Origin of the sequence: Steroidobacter gossypii, from assembly GCF_016801985.1 — a bacterium.
Classification (GTDB): Bacteria; Pseudomonadota; Gammaproteobacteria; order Steroidobacterales; family Steroidobacteraceae; genus Steroidobacter; species Steroidobacter gossypii.
Genome location: NZ_JAEVLS010000002.1, coordinates 878,765 through 900,950 on the forward strand (window position 1 = coordinate 878,765; position 22,186 = coordinate 900,950).

Here is a 22,186-nt window from a genome sequence, read left to right on the forward strand (position 1 = left end):
AACGAACAACCAACCCCTGTCAGCCAACTAAAGCACTAGCGGTAGCGGTCGTCGCGGTCGCCGTACTGCTTCTCGCGGCGCTCACGGCGCTCCTGGGCTTCCACGCACAGGGTGGCGACCGGGCGGGCTTCCAGGCGCTTGATGCCGATCTCCTCGCCGGTTTCCACGCAGTAGCCGTAGCTGCCGTCCTCGATGCGCTTGATCGCTTCTTCGATCTTGCGGATCAGCTTGCGCTCGCGGTCGCGCGTGCGCAGCTCGAGGCTGAACTCCGATTCCTGGGTGGCGCGGTCGTTGGGATCGGGGAAGTTGGCAGCCTCGTCCTTCATGTGAAGCACGGTGCGATCCACTTCCTGCATCAGGTCGCGCTTCCAGGTGTTGAGGATCTGGCGGAAGTGCTCGAGCTGCTCCTTGTTCATGTACTGCTCGCCACGCCGCGGAATGTAGGGTTTTACATTCCGAGGGCCGGCCAGCAGATTGATGCTGGAAAGGTCCTGGCCTTCGCCGTCCTCATTGTCGCCGGCAGCGTCAATGTCTTGAGATTGAGTCATCGTGTGGGCAGTCACGGGTCTGGAATTCGTGGTCTTCGCAGAGGTTGCAAGGGCCGGCGCGGAGTCGTCCGACGATTCGTCGTCCGGTTGCGCCGGTGCGGCTTTGGGCTCGTGGCTCGGGGCCGGCTTGTGGGCCGGCTTGGCCGCCGCAGCGACCGCGGCCGGTTTGGCGGCGGATCGTTCGGCTGGCTTGTCGTGCGCCGATTTCTCGGCGGACTTTTCTAGGGAAACGACTTTATCCAGTGGTTTGTCCGCTTTGGCGGCGGGCGTCGAGCGGGGCGCGGCAGCGGTGGCCGCAGGCTTGGGGCGAGGCGCGGCGACAGGCGGTTTCTTGGCCGGCGCCGCTTTCCTGGCAGTCTCTCGAGCCGAAACTGTCTTTTTGACTACCGGTTGCTTGGCCTTCGTCGCTTTCGCCGACGGTTTTTTTGCGGCCATCTACTATGCCTCCGCGATTACCTCGCGCTGGAGCTCAACCCTCGCCGGGGCGAGGCTCGAGCCCAAACAACAGCTTGGACCCAACCCTTGAACAAGTTCCGGACAATCGCTCGCCAAAGAGGGGCGCGATTATACAGACCGCGCCTGAGGCGTACAGAGTCCCATTCATAGTCCCGCTCGAAGTCGATTTTTGGGCCTGCTCAGCCTGCGTCAACGCGTCCACAGGCGAGAATGTTTCACATACACTACCGCCCGTTTTCACACCCCCTTTTGCTCGAGGCGCGATGCGACTCAATAAGATCAAGCTGGCCGGGTTCAAGTCCTTTGTGGACCCGACCGCGGTGAATTTCCCTAGCAACCTGATCGGCGTCGTGGGGCCGAACGGTTGCGGCAAGTCCAACATCATCGACGCGGTCCGCTGGGTGATGGGTGAGATCTCCGCCAAGCACCTGCGCGGCGACTCCATGGCGGACGTGGTGTTCAACGGCTCCAGCTCCCGCAAGCCCGTGGGCACGGCCTCGGTGGAGCTGGTGTTCGACAATTCGGACGGCAAGCTGGGCGGCCAGTACGCCAACTTCAACGAGGTGTCGCTGAAGCGCGTGGTGTCCCGCGACGGAACCTCGGCGTACTTCCTGAACGGCGCGCGCTGCCGCCGCAAGGACATCACGCAGCTGTTCCTGGGCACCGGCCTGGGCTCGCGCAGCTACGCCATCATCGAGCAGGGCATGATCGGCCGCGTCATCGAGGCGCGCCCGGAGGAACTGCGTGGCTTCATCGAAGAGGCGGCCGGCATCTCCAAGTACAAGGAGCGCCGCCGTGAGACCGCCAATCGCATCTCCGCCACCAAGGAGAATCTGGAACGCTTGAACGACGTCCGCGAGGAAGTCGACAAGCAGCTGCGCCACCTGCAGCGTCAGGCGGCGACCGCCCGTCGCTATCAGGCCTTGAAGCAGGACGAGCGCAAGATCAGCGCCGAGCTGATCGCCCTGCGCCTGAAGGCCATCGAGAACGACTCGCAGTCCAAAGAAAGCATCCTGAGCGAGCGCGACACCGCCCTGCAGGGCCTGATCGCCGAGCTGCGCGCCATCGAGTCGTCGATCGAAACCTCGCGCGAGGACTTCACGGAAAAGTCGGAAGCGCTGAACGCCGTGCAGGGCCGCTTCTATCAGATCGGTTCCGAGATCTCGCGCACCGAGCAGCAGATCCAGCACACCCGCGAGCTGCGCCAGCGCCAGCGCCAGGATCTGGAGCAGGCCGAGGAGGGCGCGGCTGAAGCCGAGATGCATCTGACGCGCGACCAGACGCAGATCGATCAGTTCCGCACCGAGCTGGAAGAGCTGGAGCCCGGTCTGGACATGGCTCGCGAGCGCGAGCGCGCCTCGGCTGAGGCGTTGTCGCAGGCCGAAGAGGCCATGCAGGAGTGGCAGGAGCGGTGGGAAGAGTTCAACCGCGACTCACGCGCCGCCAGCGAAAAAACGCAGGTGGAGCGCGCGCGCATCGAGCAGCTGGAACATCAGCTGACGGCCTTGCAGTCGCGGCGTGAGCGTCTGAGCACCGAGCTCGGCCAGCTCGACATGGGCGATGTCGAAGAACGGATCGCCATGCTCCAGGCTCAGCTGGACGACGCCGCCGCTCAAAGCGAAGCGGCGGAAACTCAGCTGCGCGAGGCGACCGAAGAGTTGCAGCGCCTGCGTGAGCGCGAGCGTGAGCTGGTGAGCGCCGACGACAACGGTCGCAAACAATTGCAGGAAGCGCAGGGACGATTGATGTCGCTGCAGGCTTTGCAGCAGGCCGCGCTGGGTCTCGCTCAAGGCAAGGTCACCGAGTGGCTCTCGTCCAACGCGCTGACCGAGCGGCCGCGCCTCGGTCAGCAGCTGGTGGTGGAGCCAGGTTGGGAGCGCGCCGTCGAAACGGTGCTCGGTTCGTATCTCGAAGCGGTCTCGGTCGACACGCTCGATGACATCGCTCAGCGTATCGACTCGCTGCAGGTCGGCACGGTTTCGTTCTTCTCCGCAGGCGCAAGCACGGCTCATAGCAGCGATGGCAGCAGCCTGTTGTCGCGCGTGCAGGGGCCGTCCGCGATCTCGGCGCTGTTGACCGGCATCGTCGCCGTCGACTCGCTGCCCGAGGCGCTGGAGCGTCGTCATTCGCTGGCCGATGGTCAGTCCATCATCACTCGCGACGGCGTATGGATCGGCCGCGACTGGCTGCGAGTCAGCCGTGACAAAGACGTTCACGCCGGCGTCATCGAGCGTGAAAAGGAGATGGGCGAGCTGCGTGAGCGCGTGAGCGCCGCCGAAGAGCAGCGTGAGTCCATCCAGTTGCAGCTCGCCGAGTGCCGCGAGTCCGTCAGCTCGCTCGAGCATCGTCGCGACCAGTTGCAGGCCGAAGTCAACCGCCTGCATCGCTCCAACAGCGAGTTCAGCTCGCAGGTCAGCGCGCTGCGCGCGAAGGCCGAGCAGACCGCGGAGCGCATGCGTCGCGTCACTGGCGAGATCGAAGAGCTCGACCGCGATTACGAAGGCCGCTCCGAAGCGATCGCCGAAGCGCGCGCCCGCTTGCAGGAAGGCCTGGAGGCGATGGGGCAGTTCGAGGACGCCCGCGTCGGCCTCGAAAACGAGCGCGAGGAACGTCGTCAGGCGCTGTCCTCGACGCGCGCACAGGCGCAGCAGGATCGCGATAACGCGCAGGAAGTGGCCATCAAGGTGGAGTCGCGGCGCTCGTCGCTGGCATCCATCTCGGCGGGCCTGGATCGTCTGCGCAATCAGTTGGAGCAGTATCAGCAGCGTCGCGACCGGCTGACGCAGCAGCTCGCCGATGGCGAGGAGCCGTTGAACGCCCTGGAGATGGAGCTGGAAGCCAAGCTCGAACAGCGCATCGAAGTCGAGCAGGAGCTGTCGGTGGCGCGCGAGGCGCTGGAAGGCGCCGAACATCTGATGCGCACCATGGATCAGCAGCGCCAGGATCGCGAGCAGGCCATCGAAAAGGCGCGCGCGGGTCTCGACGACCTACGCATGGCTGCCGAGGGCTTGAAGGTGCGGCGTGAGACGCTGCAGGAACAGTTCGCAGCCACGCAGTTCGATCTCGCGACGGTGTATCAGGAAATGCCGCCCGAAGCCGAAGTGGGCGCGTGGGAAGAAACGTTGGAGGACCTGTCCGAGAAGATCCAGAAGCTGGGCGCGGTGAACCTGGCGGCCATCGAGGAGTTCCAGGAACAGTCCCAGCGCAAGGAATATCTGGACAGCCAGTTCAAGGACCTGACCGAAGCGCTCGAGACGCTGGAGACGGCCATCCAGAAGATCGACAAGGAAACCCGGCAGCGCTTCCAGGATACGTTCGATCGCGTCAACGCCGGCCTGAAGGAGCGTTTCCCGCGTCTGTTCGGCGGTGGCCACGCGTATCTGGAGCTTGCGGGCGAGGACATTCTGAACGCCGGCGTGTCCATCATGGCGCGCCCGCCGGGCAAGCGGAACAGCACCATCAATCAGCTGTCGGGCGGTGAAAAGGCGCTGACCGCGGTGGCGCTGGTGTTCTCGATCTTCGAGTTGAATCCCGCGCCGTTCTGTCTGCTGGACGAGGTGGACGCGCCGCTCGACGAAGCCAACGTCGGCCGCTTCTGCAACACCGTCAAGGAAATGTCGGAGCGCGTGCAGTTCATCTTCATCACTCACAACAAGACCACCATGGAGCTGGCTTCGCAGCTGGTGGGCGTGACCATGAACGAGCCGGGCGTGTCGCGCCTGGTGGCGGTCGATGTCGACGAAGCGGTGCGGCTGGCGGCAATGTAATTCATGAATGAGTTGCGTTGGATTCTGATCGGGTTCGGCATCGTCCTGCTCGCAGGCATTTACCTGTGGGGGCGACGGGGCACGGCTGCCGTCGCCGAGGACGTGGCGCTGCGTGGCGGGCGCGCCGACCCGGCGTTGCAGCCGCAGGGGTTTGCGGAACCGCCTTCGTATGAATCGCCCGCTGCACACTCGTATGAGGAAGAGGAGCCGCCTGCGCCAGCGGCGCGCGCTCTGGAACGCGCGGCTGACTTCGAAGTCACGGCGGTGCGTCCGGTCAGCCCGCGCACTGAGGCCCGCCTTGCACGTGCTGAGGCGCCCCGTCCGATCTACAAAGAGCCGGCCTACAAAGAGATCGTGCCGCCGGCGAACACCAGCGGCGAGGCGCCGCGACCCTTGCCGGACTTCCGTCGCGGCCGCCTCGAGCCCACCATCGGCGCCGACATCGTGACGGAAGAGCTGCGAGTGGAACCGGCGACAGGAGAGACGCCGAGCACGGTGATCACGCCGGCGCCGACATTGTCCTCGAGCGAATCACCGCCGCCGCGGCGCTCCAGCGTCCGCAAGATTCTGTCGCTGCGCCTGAGCCTGGCACCGCAGCGGGTGGAAGGCGCAAAGCTGCTGGAAGTGTTGCAGGAAGAGCTGCTCACTCACGGCAAGTACGAAATCTTTCATCGCCTGCACAGCGACGGCCAAAGCCTGTTCAGCATTGCCAGCATGGTCGAGCCCGGCAGCTTCGATCTGGAGAAGATGGGCGAGACGCTGTATCCGGGCATCACTTTGTTCGCGCAATTGCCGGGGCCGGTCCCGGGCATGCATGCGCTCAACGAGATGGTGGCGTGCGCGCGTCGCTTGCATCAGTCCCTCGGCGGTGTGCTCCAGGACGATCGCGGCGTGCCGCTGACGGTGCACCGTATCGAACGCATGCGGCAGGAAGTTCGTGACTTCGAGCGACCGCCGGGCGCACGCAGTCTTCAGGAGTAATCGGGCGTGACCAAGCCTTCGCCTGCGGCGCGCGCAGCGGATCTGCGCCGCCAGCTGGAGCATCACAACTATCGTTATTACGTGCTCGACGATCCGGAAGTCTCCGACGCCGAGTACGACCGCCTGTTGAACGAGCTCAAGCAGATCGAGGCCGACAACCCCGACCTGATCACGCCGGACTCGCCGACGCAGCGTGTCGGCGCCACACCGGTGAGCGAGCTGCAGGAAGTGGCGCACACCACGCCGATGCTGTCGCTCGACAACGCGTTCACCGAAGAAGATCTGATTGCTTTCGATCGTCGCGTGCGTGAGCGGCTCGAGACGTCGCAGCAGATCGAATATGTCGCCGAGCCCAAGCTCGACGGGCTTGCCGTGAGCTTTCGCTATGAGAATGGTCGCCTGGTGCGCGCCGCGACCCGTGGCGATGGCATGAAGGGCGAGGACGTGACTCACAACGTGCGCACCATCAAGGCGGTGCCGACGCAGTTGCGTGGCAAGGCGCCGGATGTGCTCGATGTGCGCGGCGAAGTGTTCATGACGCTCGCTGGCTTCAAGGCGATGAATCAGCGCGCGCTGGAGAAGGGCGAGAAGGTGTTCGTGAATCCGCGCAACGCCGCGGCCGGCACCATTCGCCAGCTCGATCCGCGATTGGCCGCCAATCGCCCGCTCGATGCTTTCTTTTACGCTGTGGGCGAGCACGGCGATTGGAAGCTGCCGGCCAAGCACAGCGAAGTGCTCGAACATTTCCGCGAATGGGGCCTGAAGGTGTCGCCGCTGACCAAGGTCGTGCAGGGCGCCGAAGGTTGCCTCGCGTATTACCGAGATATCGGCGAGAAGCGCGCTTCGCTCAAATATGAGATCGACGGCGTTGTCTACAAGGTCAATCGTTTCAATCAGCAGCGCGAGCTTGGCTTTGTCTCACGCGCGCCGCGCTGGGCTATCGCGCACAAGTTTCCGGCGCATGAGGAGAACACCATCGTTCGTGATGTGGAGTTTCAAGTGGGGCGCACAGGCGCGCTGACGCCGGTGGCTCGGCTCGAGCCGGTGTTCGTCGGCGGCGTGACGGTGAGTAACGCCACGCTTCACAACATGGATGAAGTGCAGCGCAAAGATGTTCACATCGGCGACACCGTCGTGATCCGTCGCGCCGGCGATGTGATTCCCGAAGTCGTCAAAGTGGTGCTGGAGCGTCGACCGAAAAATGCCCGGCCGGTCACGCTGCCCAAGAACTGCCCCATCTGCGGTTCAGCGGTGGAGCGCGAGGAGGGCGAGGCCGTCGCCCGCTGCAGCGGCAGCTTGTCTTGCGCCGCTCAGCTCAAGGGCGCGCTGCTGCACTTCGCGGGTCGCCGCGCCATGGATATCGATGGGCTGGGTGAGAAGATCGTCGATCAGTTGATCGAAAGCAAACTGGTTCGCAGCCCGGCGGATCTTTACAAGCTCACCGTGGAGCAATTTTCCAATCTGGAACGGCTCGGGGAAAAGTCGGCCAGGAATCTGGTGTCGGCTTTGCAGAAGAGCAAGAAGACCACGCTCGCTCGCTTCCTGTACGCGCTTGGCATTCGAGATGTCGGTGAGGCGACCGCCACGGCGCTCGCCAGTCATTTCGCGTCGGTGGAGGCGCTGCAGGAGGCTGACGAGGCTGCGATCCAGGAAGTGCCCGACGTCGGGCCGGTGGTCGCGGCGCACGTGCATATGTTTTTCCAACAGCCGCACAATCGAGAAGTGATTCAAGCCTTGCGTGACGCGGGCGTTCATTGGCCGGCCCAGACTCGCCGCGCCGCTGCGGCCGAAGGGCCGCTCACGGGGAAAACGTTCGTTTTGACCGGCACGTTGGAGAGCATGAGTCGCGATCAGGCGGGTGATCGCATCACGGCGCTCGGAGGGAAGGTGACAGGCAGTGTGTCGAAGAAGACGCACTATGTCGTTGCCGGCGCGGAGGCGGGGTCGAAGTTGACCAAGGCGCAGGAGTTGGGAATCGAGATTCTCGATGAGGCTGCGTTTCTGAAGCTGCTGGGCGAGCAGTAATTTCCCGCCAGAAGACCCACGCCCCTAGCCCCTGTCGGGGGAGGTCCTCCCCCCGACAGCCGCCGCGCGAGCCGACGCAAGAACTCTTAGATCTTCTTCTCGATCTGAGCGTTCTTGCGAAGCTCCTCGAGATAAGTCTGCAGCTTCTTGCGCTGAACCAGCATCTTCACGCGATCCTTCACTTCCTCAAACGGAGGCGCTTCCGTCGCGCGCGACTCTTCGAGTTTGATGACGTGCCACCCGTACTGGCTCTGCACAGGCTGTTCCGTCATCTGCCCAGGCTGCAGTGCCGCCACGGCGTCGGAGAACGGCTTGACCATGCTCTCGAGCGTGAACCAGCCAAGGTCGCCCCCGTTCTTACCGGAAGGATCTTTGGAGTTCTTTTCCGCCAGCTTGGCGAAATCGCCGCCGGCTTTGAGTTGCTTGGTGAGCGCCTCGGCCTTGGCCTGATCGTCGACCAGGATGTGCCGCGCGTGATACTCACGGGGCATCTGTGACACTTGCGCGTCGTACTCCGGACGCAGCTCTTCGTCGGTGACCGGATTGTTTTCCAGCCATTTCTGCAGGCCCGAATCGACCAGCACGTTCAAGCGCGCCAGCGCCAGCTGATCCTGCACCTTCTGGTCCTTGTCGACGCCTTCCTGCTGCGCCACTTCAGCAGCGAGCCGCATGCTGATGAACTGATCCAGCAGCTGCGATTTCTCGGCCTCGGCGACCTGCCGCTTGGACTGACGCTCGACGTTCTCGACGTACAGATCGAATTCGGACTTGCTGATCGGCTTGCCGTTGACGACCGCCACCTCCGGTCCCTTGGCGGCGGGTTGCTGGGCGGTGTCGGCGGCTTTGCCGCAGCCGGCCAGCAGCGTGAGAGGCAGCAGCAGGCCGACGAGAAGATGGCGGTTCATGGCGTTCCTTGAAAAGTAGGGAGTAAGACCCGGGAATAGGAGCATTCGTCAGCGCGCTTCGTCCGGTGTCAGCGCGGTGATGCTCAAAGCGTGGATGTCGGTCTGCATCAGCTCGCCCAGCGAGCGATACACCAGCTGATGGCGCTGCAGAGTGCGCAGACCGGCAAAGTCCTGCGACACCACGCGAACACGGAAGTGCCCTCTACCGTCGCGTGCGCCTGCATGGCCCGCGTGCAAATGACTGTCGTCGATCAGCTCGACCTGGTCGGTGTGCAATGCCTGGCGCAGCTCGCTGACGATGCGCTCGGCGCGCGAGGGAACGGCGCTCATTGCGGCTTCCCCGGCATCTGCGACTTGTCCGGGTCCGCCGCGTCCTCGGCCGGCAGCTTGGATGACAGCCAGAACGCCTGGCCGATGGCAAATGCCGCCGTCAGCCCGAGCATGCCGTAGAGCTTGAACGACACCCAGAACGCCTCGGAGAAGTTATAGGCGACGTACAGGTTGATGACGCCGAGCGCGGTGAAAAACACGATCCAGATCCAGTTGAGCGTGAGCCACACCGGCCGTTCCAGCTGAAAGTTCGGGCCCATGATGCGCTCGATCAGCACCTTGTCGCCGAAGAAGCGGCTGGCGAGGAACGCCGCCGCGAACAGCCAGTTGACCACCGAGACCTTCCACTGGATGAACGCCTTGTCGTGGATCAGCAGGGTCAGGCCGCCAAACACCAATACCAGCGCGCCCGAGGTCAACGCCATCTTGCTGACCTTGCGGTGACGGAACCATTGCCAGGCCGTCTGCGCTATCACCGCGACGATGATCACCCCGGTGGCCACGAACATGTCGCGGGTGACCTGATAGGTGAGATAGAACGCGATGACCGGAAAGAAATCGAACAACAACTGCATGCTACGGCGCAGACCTTGCCGGACCGAAGACCCCGGCGGAGTTGACAGGCCCGCTATCATACCGGGATGACCAGCCGCTATCTGGAGATTCACCCGCAGGATCCGCAGCTCCGCCTGATTCGCCAGGCGGTCGAGATCATTCGCGAGGGCGGGGTGGTCGTTTACCCGACCGACTCGTGCTACGCGCTGGGCTGTCACATTGGCGACAAGGCCGCGATGGAGCGCATCTCCCGCATCCGTCAGACCGACAAGCACCACCACTTCACGCTGGTCTGCAGCGATCTGTCCGAGATCTCCAATTACGCCCGCGTGAGCAACACGCAGTACCGCACTCTCAAGGCGTTCACGCCGGGGCCATACACCTTCATCCTGCAGGCCACCAAGGAGACGCCGCGACGACTGCAGAACGAGCGGCGCAAGACCATCGGCATTCGCGTGCCCGACCATGCCGTGCCGATGGCCATTCTCGATGAGCTGGGTGAGCCCATCATGAGTTCGACCCTGATCCTGCCCGGAGATGAGCACCCGATGACGGACGGGCGCGAGATCCAGGAGCGGCTGTACCACTTCGTGGACGCCGTGATCGACAGCGGCAACTGCGGCTTGGAGCCGAGCAGCGTCATCGATCTGGCGGGGCCCGCGCCGGTGCTCGTGCGACGGGGCAAGGGCGATGTGAGCGCCTTCGAGTGAACAACCTCGCGGCGGGTCTTACGCGGGCTATCAAGCTTGGCTGTCAAGCTGCGTATAATGCGCCCAGCTTTGCAAGCTGCTGATTCTTCGTATCAACAATACCCGCTAACGCCTTGTTTTATCGGGCCTGAGGCCAAGCATTGAGCGCCACTCCTGCTACCAACCGACGCGTCCTGTCCGGCATGCGACCGACGGGCGCCCTGCATCTCGGCAACTATCACGGCGCGCTCAAGAACTGGGTGGAGCTGCAGTACCAGTACGAGTGCTACTTTTTCATCGCCGATATCCATGCGCTGACCACGGGTTACGAAGACACCTCGAAGTTGGAAAGCAACGTCACCGACGTGCTGATCGACTGGCTGGCGGCGGGGCTCAATCCGGCGTCGGCGACCATGTTCATTCAGTCGCGAGTGCCCGAGCACTCGGAGCTGCACTTGTTGTTGTCGATGGTGACGCCGCTGGGCTGGCTGGAACGTGTGCCGACCTACAAGGATCAGCAGGAGCAGCTCAAGGACAAAGACCTCGCGACCTATGGCTTCCTCGGCTATCCGTTGCTGCAGGCCGCCGACATCCTGCTGTACAAGGCCGCGTTCGTGCCGGTGGGCGAGGATCAGATCGCGCACGTCGAAATCACTCGCGAGGTGGCGCGCCGCTTCAACCACATCTACGGCCGCGAGCCTGACTTCGAGGCCAAAGTTGAGAAAGCACTCAAAGCTTTGGGCAATCGCAACAGCACTCGCTACAACGAGTTGCGGCGTCTTTATCAAGAGAAAGGCGATCAGGAAGCCATTGCGAAAGCACACTCGCTGCTGGAGGGAACCGCGCGTCTGACGCTCGCCGATCGCGAGCGCTTGATCGGTTATCTCGAAGGCACCGGCCGCAGTTATCTGGTCGAGCCCGACGTGTTGCTGACGGCGACGCCGAAAGTGCCGGGCCTCGACGGCCGCAAGATGTCCAAGTCTTACGGCAACACCATCGGCTTGCGCGAGGATCCTGATGCGGTCGCGAAGAAACTGCGCGGCATGATGACCGACCCGGCGCGCCAGCGGCGCACCGACCCGGGCGATCCGGACAAGTGTCCGGTGTTCGATCTGCACAAGATTTATTCGAGCAGCGACACGCAGGCGTGGGCGGCGCAAGGCTGCCGCAGCGCTGGCATCGGTTGTCTGGATTGCAAGAAGCCGGTGATCGATGCGGTGGTGAGCGAGATCACCACCATCCGCGCGCGCGCCAAGGAATTCGAAGAGAATCGCGACCTGGTCCGCGGCATCATCGCCGAGGGCAACGAGAAGGCGCGAGATGTCGCGCGCCAGACGCTCGATGAGGTGCACCAGGCGATGGGGATGAACTACCGGTGAGCAAGTCCAAGCCCGAACTGAAGCTGGTGGAAGACACCGGCTCGCAGCTGCAGGACGAGGACCTGAGCATCGAGCTGCCGCCGCAGCAGAGCGAGATGCCGTTCGCCGTCGTCGAAGGCGAGCCGATGACGCAGCTGCCGCGGGATTTGTATATCCCGCCGGATGCGCTGCAGGTGTTCCTGACCGCGTTCGAAGGTCCGCTCGATCTGCTGCTGTATCTGATCCGCAAGCAGAACCTCGACATCCTGAACATTCCGATCGCCGAGATCACTCGTCAGTACATGCAGTACATCGAGGTGATGGCGGAGATGCAGCTGGAGCTCGCTGGCGAGTATCTGCTGATGGCTGCGATGCTCGCGGAGATCAAGTCGCGCATGCTGCTGCCACGGCCGCCGGTAGCGGAAGGTCAGGAAGAGGAAGATCCGCGCGCCGAGCTGGTGCGGCGCCTGCAGGAGTACGAGCGCTTCAAGAAAGCGGCTGAAGACATCGATCGTCTGGCTCGCCTGGAGCGAGACACGATGCCGGCGTCGGCGGAGCTCGAGGAGCGCAAGGTCGTCGTTCGTCCCCCCGATGTGACGCTGAAGGAGATGCTCGATGCGTTCCGCGATGTGCTGTCGCGGGCGGAGAAGTTCGCGCATCACCACATCTCTCGCGAGCGCTTGTCGCAGCGTGAGCGCATGTCCGAGATTCTTTCGCGATTGCAGACGGTTGCGTTTTTCGAGTTCACGCAACTGTTCAAGATCGAAGAAGGACGCATGGGCGTCACTGTGACGTTCATCGCCATTCTGGAGTTGATGAAGGAAGGCCTGATCGAAATCGTGCAAGCTGAGGCTTATGCGCCGATTCACGTGCGCACCGCTCAGCGGCACCTGAAGGTGGTCCAGGGCGGCGCCGCCGCCGAACAAGCCGACGCTGAAAACGTTGCGGCTTTGTCGCAGCCTGAGCTTGCGGGCGAGAACGATATTCCCGACGAGCTCGACGACGAGCCGGTCGCCGATGAAGCCGCCATGGCGGTTCAGGCGGCCGTCGCCGACGTCGCTGCGGCGTCGTCGATTGCGGTCGACAGCGTCGAGTCGGACGCGGCCATTGCCGATGCCGGGTTTGTTGAAGCTGCTGTGTCGGAGGCACTTGCGTCGACCGAGACTGCGGTCGATACGATCGCCACGGAAGAAGCGGCTGAGATCGAAGAGAGCGCGGTGATCGAAGCGCCGGCCCGTGAGGCTGAAGCGGTCATCGATGACGCTGTCGCGGCTGATGCGGCTACCGCGGCCGATGAAACTATCGCGATCGCTGGAGCTGTCGCGGACGAAGAGGTGAACTTCGAGGCTGCCGAAGCCCCCGGTTCGGGCATCGTCGAAGAGCACGTCGCTACGGGGCATGTCGTCGAGCAACACACGGTCGAGGAACACGCCGTTCCCGAGCATGTGGTCGATGCCGAAGCGTTAGCCGAGACCGCGCCAGCAAGCGCAGTTCTCGTTGACGCCGAGGAAATTGCTGCCGACCCCGCAGTCGACGAAGTCTCCGCTGCCATCGATGCGGCCGAGACTGGTGATGATGCCGCCACTGACGTCGTCGAAGAGGTTCCTGGTGATGCAGCCGCCGTCGAAGCCATCGTAGCGAATGAGGCTACGGATGCCGCTGCCGACGAGGTCGTCGTAGCGGATGAGGCTACGGATGCTGTTGCCGATGAGGTCGTCGTAGCGGATGAGGCTACGGATGCTGTTGCCGACGAGGTCGTAGCGAATGAGGCTACGGATGCCGTTGCCGACGAGGTCGTTGTAGCGGATGAGGCTACGGATGCCGTTGCCGACGAGGTCGTCGAAGCTGATGAGGCTGGCGACGATCTCGCCGGCGCTGAAGCAGTGGTCGACAACGCAGTTGTGGACGATGTGGCCGAAGCGGACGCGGATGTTGAAGCGAGCGCGGCGACGGAAGCGGCTGAGACGCACGTCGTCGAAGAGCATGTGATCGAGGAGCATGAGGTCGAGGAGCACGAGGTCGAGGAACATGTCGTTCACGAACACGTGATCGAAGAGCACGTCGTGCCCGAGCCAGTGGCGAACGAGGAAAGCGCCTCGCGCGCGACGCTGGAGACAGAGCAGCCGGTCGATACGTTGGTGGCCGAAGGCGAGATGGCAGAGATCGCCGACGTGGACGTCGCATCTGACGACTTACCTGCGACCGACGTAGTGGCCGAGGATGCGCACCCCGAGCAGCAAATCGAAACCTGGGCCGAGGATGCGCAGCCCGAGCAGCCAATCGAAATCGCGGCCGAGCATGCGCAGCCCGAGCAGCCAATCGAAACCTCGGCCGAGCATGCGCAGCCCGAGCAGCCTATCGAAATCTCGGCTGAGGATGCGCAGCCGTTGGAGACGATTGAAGTCGCGGTAGAGGGGGCGGCGGCGGTGGAGATGACCAATGTCGTGATCGACGACGAAGCGCAATCGGCGACGAGCGATGCAGCTGAGTTGAGCGAGCAGTCGGCCGAGCTCACACCAGAGCAGGACGGCGAGCTGTCCGTCGACGACGACACAGTGACCGGGTCCTCCAGCGAGGCCGACAATTCGGACGCGGAACCATCGAGATGAACGAACAAGATCTCAAGCACATCATCGAAGCGACGCTGCTGGCGGCCGGCAAACCGGTCACCACGCAGCAACTGCTGGACCTGTTCGAGGAACGCGAGCGACCCACGCCCGAGATGTTGCAGACCGCGATCGGCATGCTCATGGTCGACTACGAGCCGCGTGGCATCGAACTGGTCGAAGTGGCGAGTGGCTGGCGCATCCAGGTGCGGCCGCGTGCCGCCGAGGTGGTCTCGCGCCTGTGGTCGGAGCGTCCGGCCAAGTACTCGCGTGCGCTGTTGGAAACATTGGCGCTCATCGCCTACCGCCAGCCGATCACCCGCAGCGAGATCGAAGAAATCCGCGGCGTATCGATCAGCTCGACCATCATGCGCACCCTGCAGGAGCGCGGCTGGATTCGCACCGTCGGCCATCGCGAAGTTCCGGGCCGCCCGGAATTGCTCGGCACCACGCGTGACTTCCTGGATTATTTCGGATTGAAGAGCCTGGATCAGCTGCCGACGCTGGCCGAGCTGAAGGATGTGGAAACCATCGGCGTGCAGCTCGAGCTGCCTGCCGACCAGGCCCCGGCCGCGGAAGGCGGCGAAGGTGCAACCGCTGAAAGCGCGGCAGGCGCCGAAGCTGCCGCGACGGAGGAAACAGTCGCCAGCGCCGAAGGCGAATCGACCGACGCGAGCGAGTCCACCGAATCGAGCGAATCGGGGGAGGTGTCGGGCGACGCCGAAGCGGAGCTCGCGTCCGAGTCTGAAGAGCAGATCCTCGCCGAAGCTGAAGGCAGCGCCGAAGCGGCCGACCACGACAGCGATGACGATGATTCGGACGATGCGGATGAGGAGATCGATCAACAGACCGAGCTGTCCGCCGACGCCGATGACTCATCGGAGGACTCCGATGACGATGACGACGACGGCAACATCGACGACGCCGACGACGAGAACGAACTCTCCGCCGACGCGGACGACGGCGACGAAGACTCCGACGCCTCGCCCCCCATGGTGGCGTCCGACGATGACGAACAGAACGACCGCACCCGTATCGAAGAGCCGCCGAGCGAAAGCCAATAACACCACGGCGCCGCGAGCCTCAGCCGCGGCGCCCGCATCATGTCCGAACGCCTTCACAAACTTTTGGCCCAGCACGGCCTCGGCTCGCGGCGCGAGATCGAGAAGTGGATGCTGGAAGGTCGCGTCAAGCTGAACAATCAGCCGGCGCAGCCGGGGGATCGTTATAACCCGGGCGATCGCGTCAGCATCGACGGCAAGGATGTGAGCGCGCGGCTGCAAGTTTTCGCCGCCCCGAAGGTCATCCTGTATCACAAGCCGCAAGGCCAGCCGATTACCCCGACCGCGGAAGATGAAAGCGGCGAGGTGGCGGCCAAGTCCGTGATGGAATCGCTGCCGTCGTTGCGCGGCTCGCGCTGGCTGGTGGTGAACACCATGCAGGCAGGGGACAGCGGATTGTTGTTACTGACGAGCGATGGAAGATTGGCCGACGCCTTGCGCCGGCGGGCCGAAACGACGCCGTCGGCCTACGTCGCCCGTGTGCTGGTGCCCACACCCGACTACGACGTGGAATCCATTCCTCGCGTCGTTCAATACGACAACGAAACGATCGAGTTCGAAAAGATCGAGCCCGCGGGCGGTGAGGGCACGAATCGCTGGTTCCGCGTCGAGTCGCATCGCGCACATCGTCGTGCGGCGGTTCGCGCTTTGTTCGACAGTCGCGGCTTGAAAGTGAGCCGCGTCATTCAAGTGAAGTTCGGCGATTTCGAGCTGCCGCGAGATCTGCCCCGCGGCAAGCATCGCGAGCTATCGGAAGATGACGTGGCGGAGTTGTATGCGAGCGTCGAGCTCGCCATGCCAGCGCCGCCGCAGAAGCCCAAGACCGAAGCGGGCCGTCAGCAGCAAACGCGCCGCCGGCCACCGCCGGATCGGCGCAAAAAGCCGAAACGGCGGTAAGTCCCGACGCCGCGTCGAAAGAGCCTCGGCCGCTTTCGACCGGAAGAGAACTATTTCGGCTCGTTCATCGACCACATCACGCCGAACGGATCCTTCAGCTGACCGTAGCGCGCGCCCCAGAACATATCCTGCAGCGGCAACACGACTTCTGCGCCGGCGTCGACGGCTCGCTGCCACCACTTGTCGATATCCTTCACCTGTAGCGTCAGGTTGAAGCCTTGCGGCTTCTCGGCCGGGCAGCCGTGTTCCGGGTAACCGTCGCTCAGCATCAGCGACGAGCCGTTCACATACAGGTGGACATGCATGGTGCGGCCCTGCTCATCGACGGGGTAGCGGAACGCTTCCTCGGCCCCGAAGGCTTTGATGTAGAAATCCGCCGCCTTGCTGGCGCCGTCCACGCAAAGATAAGCGACCAGGCCGCCTTTGACCGCGGGATTGGGATAGGTGGTTTCGTTCTGTGCTGCGCTCATTGTGGGTCCTCGACCGTGTAGTGGTGCGAAATCAGCAGGGTCCGTAGCAAGGACGCGGCAAGCCCGGCCTACCCGACAACGCCTCGTCGAAAAATCTTGCGAACTGGCTCGGGGCGACGGGCGTTGCCATGATGCGCCGTGGTGGGAACACAGGAGAGTGCGATGGACGAGGACTTGGAAGCCATGAGCCGGGAGCAACTGCTGGCCGAGGTCAAGAAACTGCGGGCCGGCATTCGCGAGCATCGCGACAGCAGCGCTCACGAGTTGTGCTGGCACCACCCGCAGCTGTGGGGGCTGCTGCCCGAACCCATCGATCCGCAGATCGCCGTGCCGCCTTGGCCGAAGTTCCTGCGGGGCTGTGTGCGCTATCGGGAGTCGCTGGATCGACAGCGTCCCGATGCGCCGGTGCACGACAGGGAGTTCGGCGAGAAGTAGCGTTGGACGTTATTGGGCGTTGATCGTCTGGCCCTGCACGCCGCGGCTGTCCGGGCCGAGCAGGAACAGATAGGCAGCGGTGATGGCCTCGGGCTCTGGCAGCTTGCTGCGGTCTTCGGCCGGGTAGGCCTGCAGACGCATGTTGGTTTTGACGCCACCCGGGTTGATGCTGTTGACGCGCATTGCCGGCTGATTCTCCAGCTCCTGCGCGAGCATGTGCATGAGTCCGTCGCTCGCCCACTTGGACACCAGATAGGAACCCCAGAACGCGCGGGGATTGGACACCACGCCGCTCGAAGTAAACAAAATCACAGGATCGGGCGAGCGCTTGAGCAACGGCAGACAGCTGCGCGTGAGAATGAAAGGCGCATTCACATTGACGTGCATGGTCCGCATCCACTTGGCGACGTCGTGATGTTCGATGGGCGCGCGCTCGCCGAGCATGGAGGCATTGTGGAGCAGGCCATCGAGTCGACCGAACTCCTGATCGAGCGCGGCGACCAGCTTTTCATATTCCTCCGGCCCCGCCTTCTCGAAATCCAGCGGCAGGATGGAAGGACGTGGGCCGCCGGACGCGACGATGGTGTCGTACACGCCTTCCAGTTTGCGAACATTGCGACCGTGCAGCACGACCTGCGCGCCGTGAGCCGCGGCGGCGATAGCCACCGCTTTACCGATGCCGTCGCTCGCGCCGGTGATGAGGATGACGCGATCTTTGAGCGCGTCCTTGGAAGGTCGATAACTGCGGGGGTCGGTCATGAGGGATTGAATTCCAGTGCCTTATGCTCAGTGTTTTATGCCCGGTGTTCTACGCTTTGCGCGCCGCGAGCCACGCCGTCCAGGGCTTTTGCAGCGGGCCGAGCTCGATGCGCTCGGTCGCGACATCGTAGTTGCGGGCGGCGATGCGGTCGAGCAGCTTGCGATGTAGGGCAGCGAGTACAAACACGGGGCGCAGATGCTCGGTCTGTGAGCCGCGCGAGGGAAGGGCGAGCTCGGCGATGGCCGTTTCGCGAACGACGCGCAGAGCGTCTTTCAACTTCGAATCGACCTCGCGGGCTCGTAGATGCTCGGTCTTGAGCTCGTGCTTGTCGAGTAAATCGAGTGGCAAATAAACATTGCCGTCGTAAGCGTCCTGGCGCAGATCGCGCACCACTTCTGTCATTCGAATGCCGACGCCAAGTTTGTTGGCCGCGGCGCGGACCGCTTCATCCAGAGCGCCCGGGGCCACCAGCTGGGAAGCGATGAGCTCTTGAATCGCGCCACCGCTGCGCGAGCAATACGCTCGCAACTCCTGCTGATTCGTGAACGTCATTCGGGCCAGGTCCATGTCCGCCGCGGCGAGCATTTCGTGAAGCTTGGCGAACACGGCGCGATCGCCTGACGCACGTTCGTGCAGCAAGCGAGTGGCGGGATGTTGGGGATTGCCATTGATCAGCCGATCCGTCTCGGCGCGCCACCATGTGAGCCTCGTGTGGGCGACATCGTGACTGGCGCTCTTGGCCGACTCACGGATCTCGGCGTCGATCACATACAACGCGAGCACGACCTCGCGTCGTTCCTCCGGCGAGTACAGCAGGGAGAAATAACGCATCGAGCCCGGCGGGGCGGTGCGATTGACCAGTTCGTTGTCGATGGCGCTCATGGGGTTCAATTGGGGCCCGCATCGCTGGTGCCGGTCAGCTTGCGTTCGCCGTTCTCCGCAGGCTCGCGCACCAGCTTGTCGATGGGCTCCAATGTCTCCATCTCGCGATCGGGACGGACCCCCAACTCGGTGAACTTGCGCGCGCCGGGCAGCACCTGACGTTCCAGCGAACCGATGGCCGCGTTGAAATGATCGACGCTATTGCCCAGGTTGCGACCGAGCTTGCCCAGATGCGTGGTGAACACGGCCAGGCGCTTGTACAAGTCTTCGGCCAGCGTGCGAATGGTCTCGGCGTTTTGCGCCAGCGCCATCTGGCGCCAGCCGTAGGCCACGGCCTTGAGCAGCGCGACGAAGCTCGAAGGCGTCGCGATGATCACATCCTGGCGAATGGCGTCTTCGAGCAGGTTGGGTTGTTCGGCCAGCGCCGCGGACAGGAACTGATCGCCCGGGATGAACAGAATCACAAAGTCCGGGCTGCGCTCGAACTGCGCCCAGTAGCTCTTGGCGCCGAGTTGTTTGACGCGTTCGGCGATGGCGTTGGCGTGCCGGCGCATGGCCATCGCGCGCTGCTCGTCGGTCGCCGCGTCCACCGCTTCGAGATACGCATCGAGCGGCGTCTTCACATCGACCACCAGGTCACGCCCGTCGGGCATGTGCACGATCATGTCGGGGCGCAGGTTGCTGTCCCCGACACGCACGTGCACTTGTTCCTTGAAGTCGCAGTGCTCAACCATGCCGGCCAGCTCGGCGAGCCGGCGCAGCGTCATCTCGCCCCACTGGCCCCGCACTTCCGGCCGACGCAGCGCGTTCACCAGCGTCCGCGTTTCTTTCTGTAATGCCTGCTGACCGAGCGCCACCGACTCGAGCGACGACTTCAGGCTGCCGAAGGTTTCGGCCCGCTCCTTTTCGATCCGCAGGATCTGTTGTTCGGTCTTGCCGAGCGCCTCACGGATCGGCGCGAGCATGGACTCGATCGCTTTCTCGCGCTCGGTCAACGCGGAGACAGCATACTGCTGATGCTGGGTCAAATGCTCCCGCGCAAGCTTCAGGAACAATTCGCTGTTCGAGTGCAGCGACTGATTGGCGATGCTGTCGAACGACGACTTGAGCCGCTCCATCGAGCGTTCGAGCGCGGCGTGCCGCTCACGCTCCAGCTGCTCTTCGCCCTTGATCTGCGCTTTCAGCACTGCGAGCTCGACGTGCAGCGATTGCGCGCGCTGGCGGCTACGCAGACTGGCGATGAGCGCGCCAAAGGCCACGCCGACCACGAGCGCGACCGATCCAATCAACCAAATCGCCATGCTGTTTGATTCAGGGCCAACCAACTCAGGAGTCTCGCTTCAGGTGCATCATGTAATTCACGCTCACGTCGCTGCTGCGACGTGCAAGGTGTGAGAAGGGATCGTAGGACAGGCCGGCAACGTCGATGACCGACAGCTGCGCTGCGCGCGCCCAACGGCTCAGCTCGGATGGCTTGATGAAACGCTCGTAGCTGTGCGTGCCGCGAGGCAGGAGATTGAGCACATATTCCGCGCCGACGACCGCCAGCAGATAAGCCTTCAGATTGCGATTCAACGTGGAGACGAAAATGTCGCCGCCCGGGCGCACCAGATCATGCAAGGCTTGCAACACGCTGGCCGGTTCCGGCACGTGCTCCAGCATCTCCATGCAGGTCACCACATCGTAAGCGCCAGGCGAATGAGACGCGTGAGTCTCGGCCGACTCGCGCATGTAACGAATGGTGACCTGACTTTCGAGCGCATGCAGCTCGGCGACCTCGATAGTTTGGGGCGCGAGATCGATGCCAGTGACATCGGCCCCACGCCTGGCCATCGCTTCGCTGAGAATGCCGCCGCCGCAGCCGACGTCGAGCACGCGCTTGCCGCGCAAGGATGCGCCTTCGTCGATGTAGTCGAGGCGGACCGGATTCAGTTCGTGCAGCGGACGAAACTCGCCGCGTGGATCCCACCAGCGCTGCGCGATGTCATCGAAGCGGGCGATTTCCGCGGGGTCGTGATTGGAGGCGGTTGCGTTCATGATTTGTCCATTCCGGCCGCACCTGGTTTATCGGAGCGCCTGTGCGGCATCTGGTCTATCGGATCGCCTGTGCGGCATCTGGTCTATTGGATCGCCTGTGCGGCGATACGCGCGCGCCAAAGCTCGGCGCGATTCAGCACCGCGATCGTGTCCAGATGCGTCAGCTCGCGATCGCGCATCAGCATGCGGCCGGCGACCCACACGTCACTGATTTGCTCGCGCGACGCGGCAAACACAATTTGCGCGGCCGGATCATAAGTCGGCTGGGTATTGGGGTGGGCGAGGCCGATGCAACAGAGGTCGGCCCACTTGCCAGGCGTCAGCGAACCGATCGACTCGGCCAGACCCAGAGCGCGGGCGCCGTTGAGCGTCGCTGTTTGCAGCCACTCGTGAGCATCGACCGGCGTGGCGTTCGGGAACATGCTGTTGGCGATCAGCGCAGCGCTGCGCAGTTCGGCGAGCAGATCGTTGTTGCTCACTCCGCCGCTGCCGAGCGCGACGTTGACGCCGCGATCCTTGAACAACGGAACGGGGCACAAGCCGCTGCCGAGCTTGAGGTTGGATTGCGGGCAATGCACGACGCTCGCGCCCGCGGCGGCGACGCGCTCCACATCCGCCGAGTCGAGCTTGACCATGTGAACGGCGGCGAGCAGCGGCGAGAGCAACCCGAGTTGCTCCAGCCGCTCGAGCGAAGGCGCGCTGCCGCGGCTTTCGTTCACGTGCATGCAGATGGGCAATTCCAGCTCGTCGGCCAGACGCCGCACGCGCTCCAGCGTTTCGTCGCTGAGTAGCGCCGGCTCCACGGGTGCCAGCGCGGTCGTGATCAACGGATCGTCGCGATACTCATCCCGCAACTGCAGCCCCTTGGCCAGGCATTCGCTGGCCGAGCCGGCCCACACCGAAGGCGCATCCTGTACGGGCAGGCCAACGCAGACGCGCATGCGTGCGTCGGCGGCGGTCTGCGCGACGACTTCGGGAAACAGGTGCTGGTCGGCAAAACATGTCGTGCCGCTCGACAACGCCGCGGCAATCGCAAGCTCGGTGCCGTCGCGGACGTATTCAGCATCGACCCAGCGCTGCTGCAGCTGTCGCAGGGCATGCGTCCAGTGCTCGAAGGAGCTGGTGCCGACGGCCCCGTGCAACAGGCTGCTGGCGGCATGGGTATGCGCGTTCACGAAGCCCGGCAGCAGCGCGTGCGCTGGCCGTTCGATCTCTTCCCGCGGCGAAAAACGCTGTTTTGCCTCGGCGGTGGGCAGCAGCGCGACGATGCGTCCCTGATGAATCGCCAGCGAATGTGCTTCCAGCACCGAGCCCGCCGGTTCGATCGGAATGATCCAGCGGGCCGTGAGCAGCGTGTCGATAGGTTCCATGCGGCCGGAAGTATAACGGAGCGCCCTGTTTTGGATGCGTAATGTGATAAGATT

At 63.7% G+C, this 22,186-nt stretch carries 18 protein-coding genes and 1 pseudogene; 9 read left to right on the plus strand and 10 right to left on the minus strand.

Translation table 11 applies throughout. The features are described from left to right. Window positions 1-35 precede the first annotated feature (35 nt). Entirely contained in the window at window positions 36-983 is a 948-nt protein-coding gene (dksA, locus tag JM946_RS31240; RefSeq protein WP_322110925.1) for an RNA polymerase-binding protein DksA, read from the minus strand. A gap of 284 nt (window positions 984-1,267) precedes the next feature. On the opposite strand from dksA, the gene smc reads away from it, so the two are divergent. The 3 genes from smc to ligA are packed head-to-tail and all read left to right on the plus strand — an operon-like array spanning window position 1,268 to window position 7,777. Further along, the gene (gene smc, locus JM946_RS11070) at window positions 1,268-4,771 is read left to right on the plus strand and encodes a chromosome segregation protein SMC (protein ID WP_203167345.1); all 3,504 of its coding nucleotides are present in this window, start codon (window positions 1,268-1,270) and stop codon (window positions 4,769-4,771) included. Between the two features lie 3 nt (window positions 4,772-4,774). Then, on the plus strand, window positions 4,775-5,752 hold the full coding sequence (locus JM946_RS11075) for a cell division protein ZipA (protein WP_203167346.1): 978 nt from the start codon (window positions 4,775-4,777) through the stop codon (window positions 5,750-5,752). A gap of 6 nt (window positions 5,753-5,758) precedes the next feature. Then, a complete protein-coding gene (gene ligA, locus JM946_RS11080) occupies window positions 5,759-7,777 on the plus strand; it encodes an NAD-dependent DNA ligase LigA (protein ID WP_203167347.1) in 2,019 nt (672 codons plus the stop codon). Window positions 7,778-7,863: 86 nt separating this feature from the next. Here the strand turns inward: ligA and JM946_RS11085 are convergent, their stop codons facing one another. From JM946_RS11085 to JM946_RS11095, 3 genes are read right to left on the minus strand one after another with little or no spacing between them, the layout of a single operon-like run. Beyond that, entirely contained in the window at window positions 7,864-8,682 is an 819-nt protein-coding gene (locus tag JM946_RS11085) for a peptidylprolyl isomerase (RefSeq protein WP_203167348.1), read from the minus strand. Between the two features lie 48 nt (window positions 8,683-8,730). Further along, on the minus strand, window positions 8,731-9,012 hold the full coding sequence (locus tag JM946_RS11090) for a BolA family protein (protein ID WP_203167349.1): 282 nt from the start codon (window positions 9,010-9,012) through the stop codon (window positions 8,731-8,733). Beyond that, entirely contained in the window at window positions 9,009-9,587 is a 579-nt protein-coding gene (locus tag JM946_RS11095; RefSeq protein ID WP_203167350.1) for a septation protein A, read from the minus strand. The genes JM946_RS11090 and JM946_RS11095 overlap by 4 nt, the downstream gene beginning before the upstream one ends. Before the next feature lie 66 nt (window positions 9,588-9,653). Here JM946_RS11095 and JM946_RS11100 point away from each other — a divergent pair, with 66 nt between their 5' ends. The 5 genes and pseudogenes from JM946_RS11100 (at window position 9,654) to JM946_RS11120 (ending at window position 16,178) form a co-directional block, all read left to right on the plus strand. Continuing rightward, the gene (locus tag JM946_RS11100) at window positions 9,654-10,277 is read left to right on the plus strand and encodes an L-threonylcarbamoyladenylate synthase (RefSeq protein ID WP_203167351.1); all 624 of its coding nucleotides are present in this window, start codon (window positions 9,654-9,656) and stop codon (window positions 10,275-10,277) included. Window positions 10,278-10,417: 140 nt separating this feature from the next. Beyond that, a complete protein-coding gene (locus JM946_RS11105; protein ID WP_203167352.1) occupies window positions 10,418-11,635 on the plus strand; it encodes a tryptophan--tRNA ligase in 1,218 nt (405 codons plus the stop codon). Between the two features lie 95 nt (window positions 11,636-11,730). Beyond that, a pseudogene (locus tag JM946_RS31595) lies at window positions 11,731-12,504 on the plus strand (segregation and condensation protein A); the annotation flags it as partial. A gap of 1,715 nt (window positions 12,505-14,219) precedes the next feature. Beyond that, window positions 14,220-15,284, plus strand: a complete 1,065-nt coding sequence (gene scpB / locus JM946_RS11115) for an SMC-Scp complex subunit ScpB (RefSeq protein ID WP_203167353.1) — start codon at window positions 14,220-14,222, stop codon at window positions 15,282-15,284. Window positions 15,285-15,323: 39 nt separating this feature from the next. Further along, a complete protein-coding gene (locus tag JM946_RS11120; protein ID WP_203167354.1) occupies window positions 15,324-16,178 on the plus strand; it encodes a S4 domain-containing protein in 855 nt (284 codons plus the stop codon). Window positions 16,179-16,228: 50 nt separating this feature from the next. On the opposite strand, the gene JM946_RS11125 is transcribed toward JM946_RS11120, so the two are convergent. Beyond that, window positions 16,229-16,648 carry a VOC family protein gene (locus JM946_RS11125; RefSeq protein WP_203167355.1) on the minus strand — a complete coding sequence of 140 codons (420 nt, stop codon included), beginning with the start codon at window positions 16,646-16,648 and terminating at the stop codon, window positions 16,229-16,231. 162 nt (window positions 16,649-16,810) lie between these two features. Between JM946_RS11125 and JM946_RS11130 the strand changes: the two genes are divergently transcribed. Then, window positions 16,811-17,083, plus strand: coding sequence for a hypothetical protein (locus tag JM946_RS11130; RefSeq protein ID WP_203167356.1), 273 nt, complete (start codon window positions 16,811-16,813; stop codon window positions 17,081-17,083). Between the two features lie 9 nt (window positions 17,084-17,092). On the opposite strand, the gene JM946_RS11135 is transcribed toward JM946_RS11130, so the two are convergent. From JM946_RS11135 to JM946_RS11155, 5 genes are all read right to left on the minus strand, one after another. Beyond that, window positions 17,093-17,842 (minus strand): YciK family oxidoreductase, encoded by a 750-nt coding sequence (locus tag JM946_RS11135; RefSeq protein WP_203167357.1) that lies wholly within the window; start codon window positions 17,840-17,842, stop codon window positions 17,093-17,095. Window positions 17,843-17,891: 49 nt separating this feature from the next. Beyond that, window positions 17,892-18,725 (minus strand): squalene/phytoene synthase family protein, encoded by an 834-nt coding sequence (locus JM946_RS11140; protein ID WP_203167358.1) that lies wholly within the window; start codon window positions 18,723-18,725, stop codon window positions 17,892-17,894. Between the two features lie 5 nt (window positions 18,726-18,730). After that, window positions 18,731-20,026 (minus strand): DNA recombination protein RmuC, encoded by a 1,296-nt coding sequence (locus JM946_RS11145; RefSeq protein WP_203167359.1) that lies wholly within the window; start codon window positions 20,024-20,026, stop codon window positions 18,731-18,733. Between the two features lie 25 nt (window positions 20,027-20,051). Then, window positions 20,052-20,762: a bifunctional 2-polyprenyl-6-hydroxyphenol methylase/3-demethylubiquinol 3-O-methyltransferase UbiG gene (gene ubiG, locus JM946_RS11150; protein WP_203167360.1), complete on the minus strand. Its 711-nt coding sequence runs from the start codon at window positions 20,760-20,762 to the stop codon at window positions 20,052-20,054. 83 nt (window positions 20,763-20,845) lie between these two features. Continuing rightward, on the minus strand, window positions 20,846-22,132 hold the full coding sequence (locus tag JM946_RS11155; protein WP_203167361.1) for an amidohydrolase family protein: 1,287 nt from the start codon (window positions 22,130-22,132) through the stop codon (window positions 20,846-20,848). Between the last annotated feature and the right edge of the window lie 54 nt (window positions 22,133-22,186).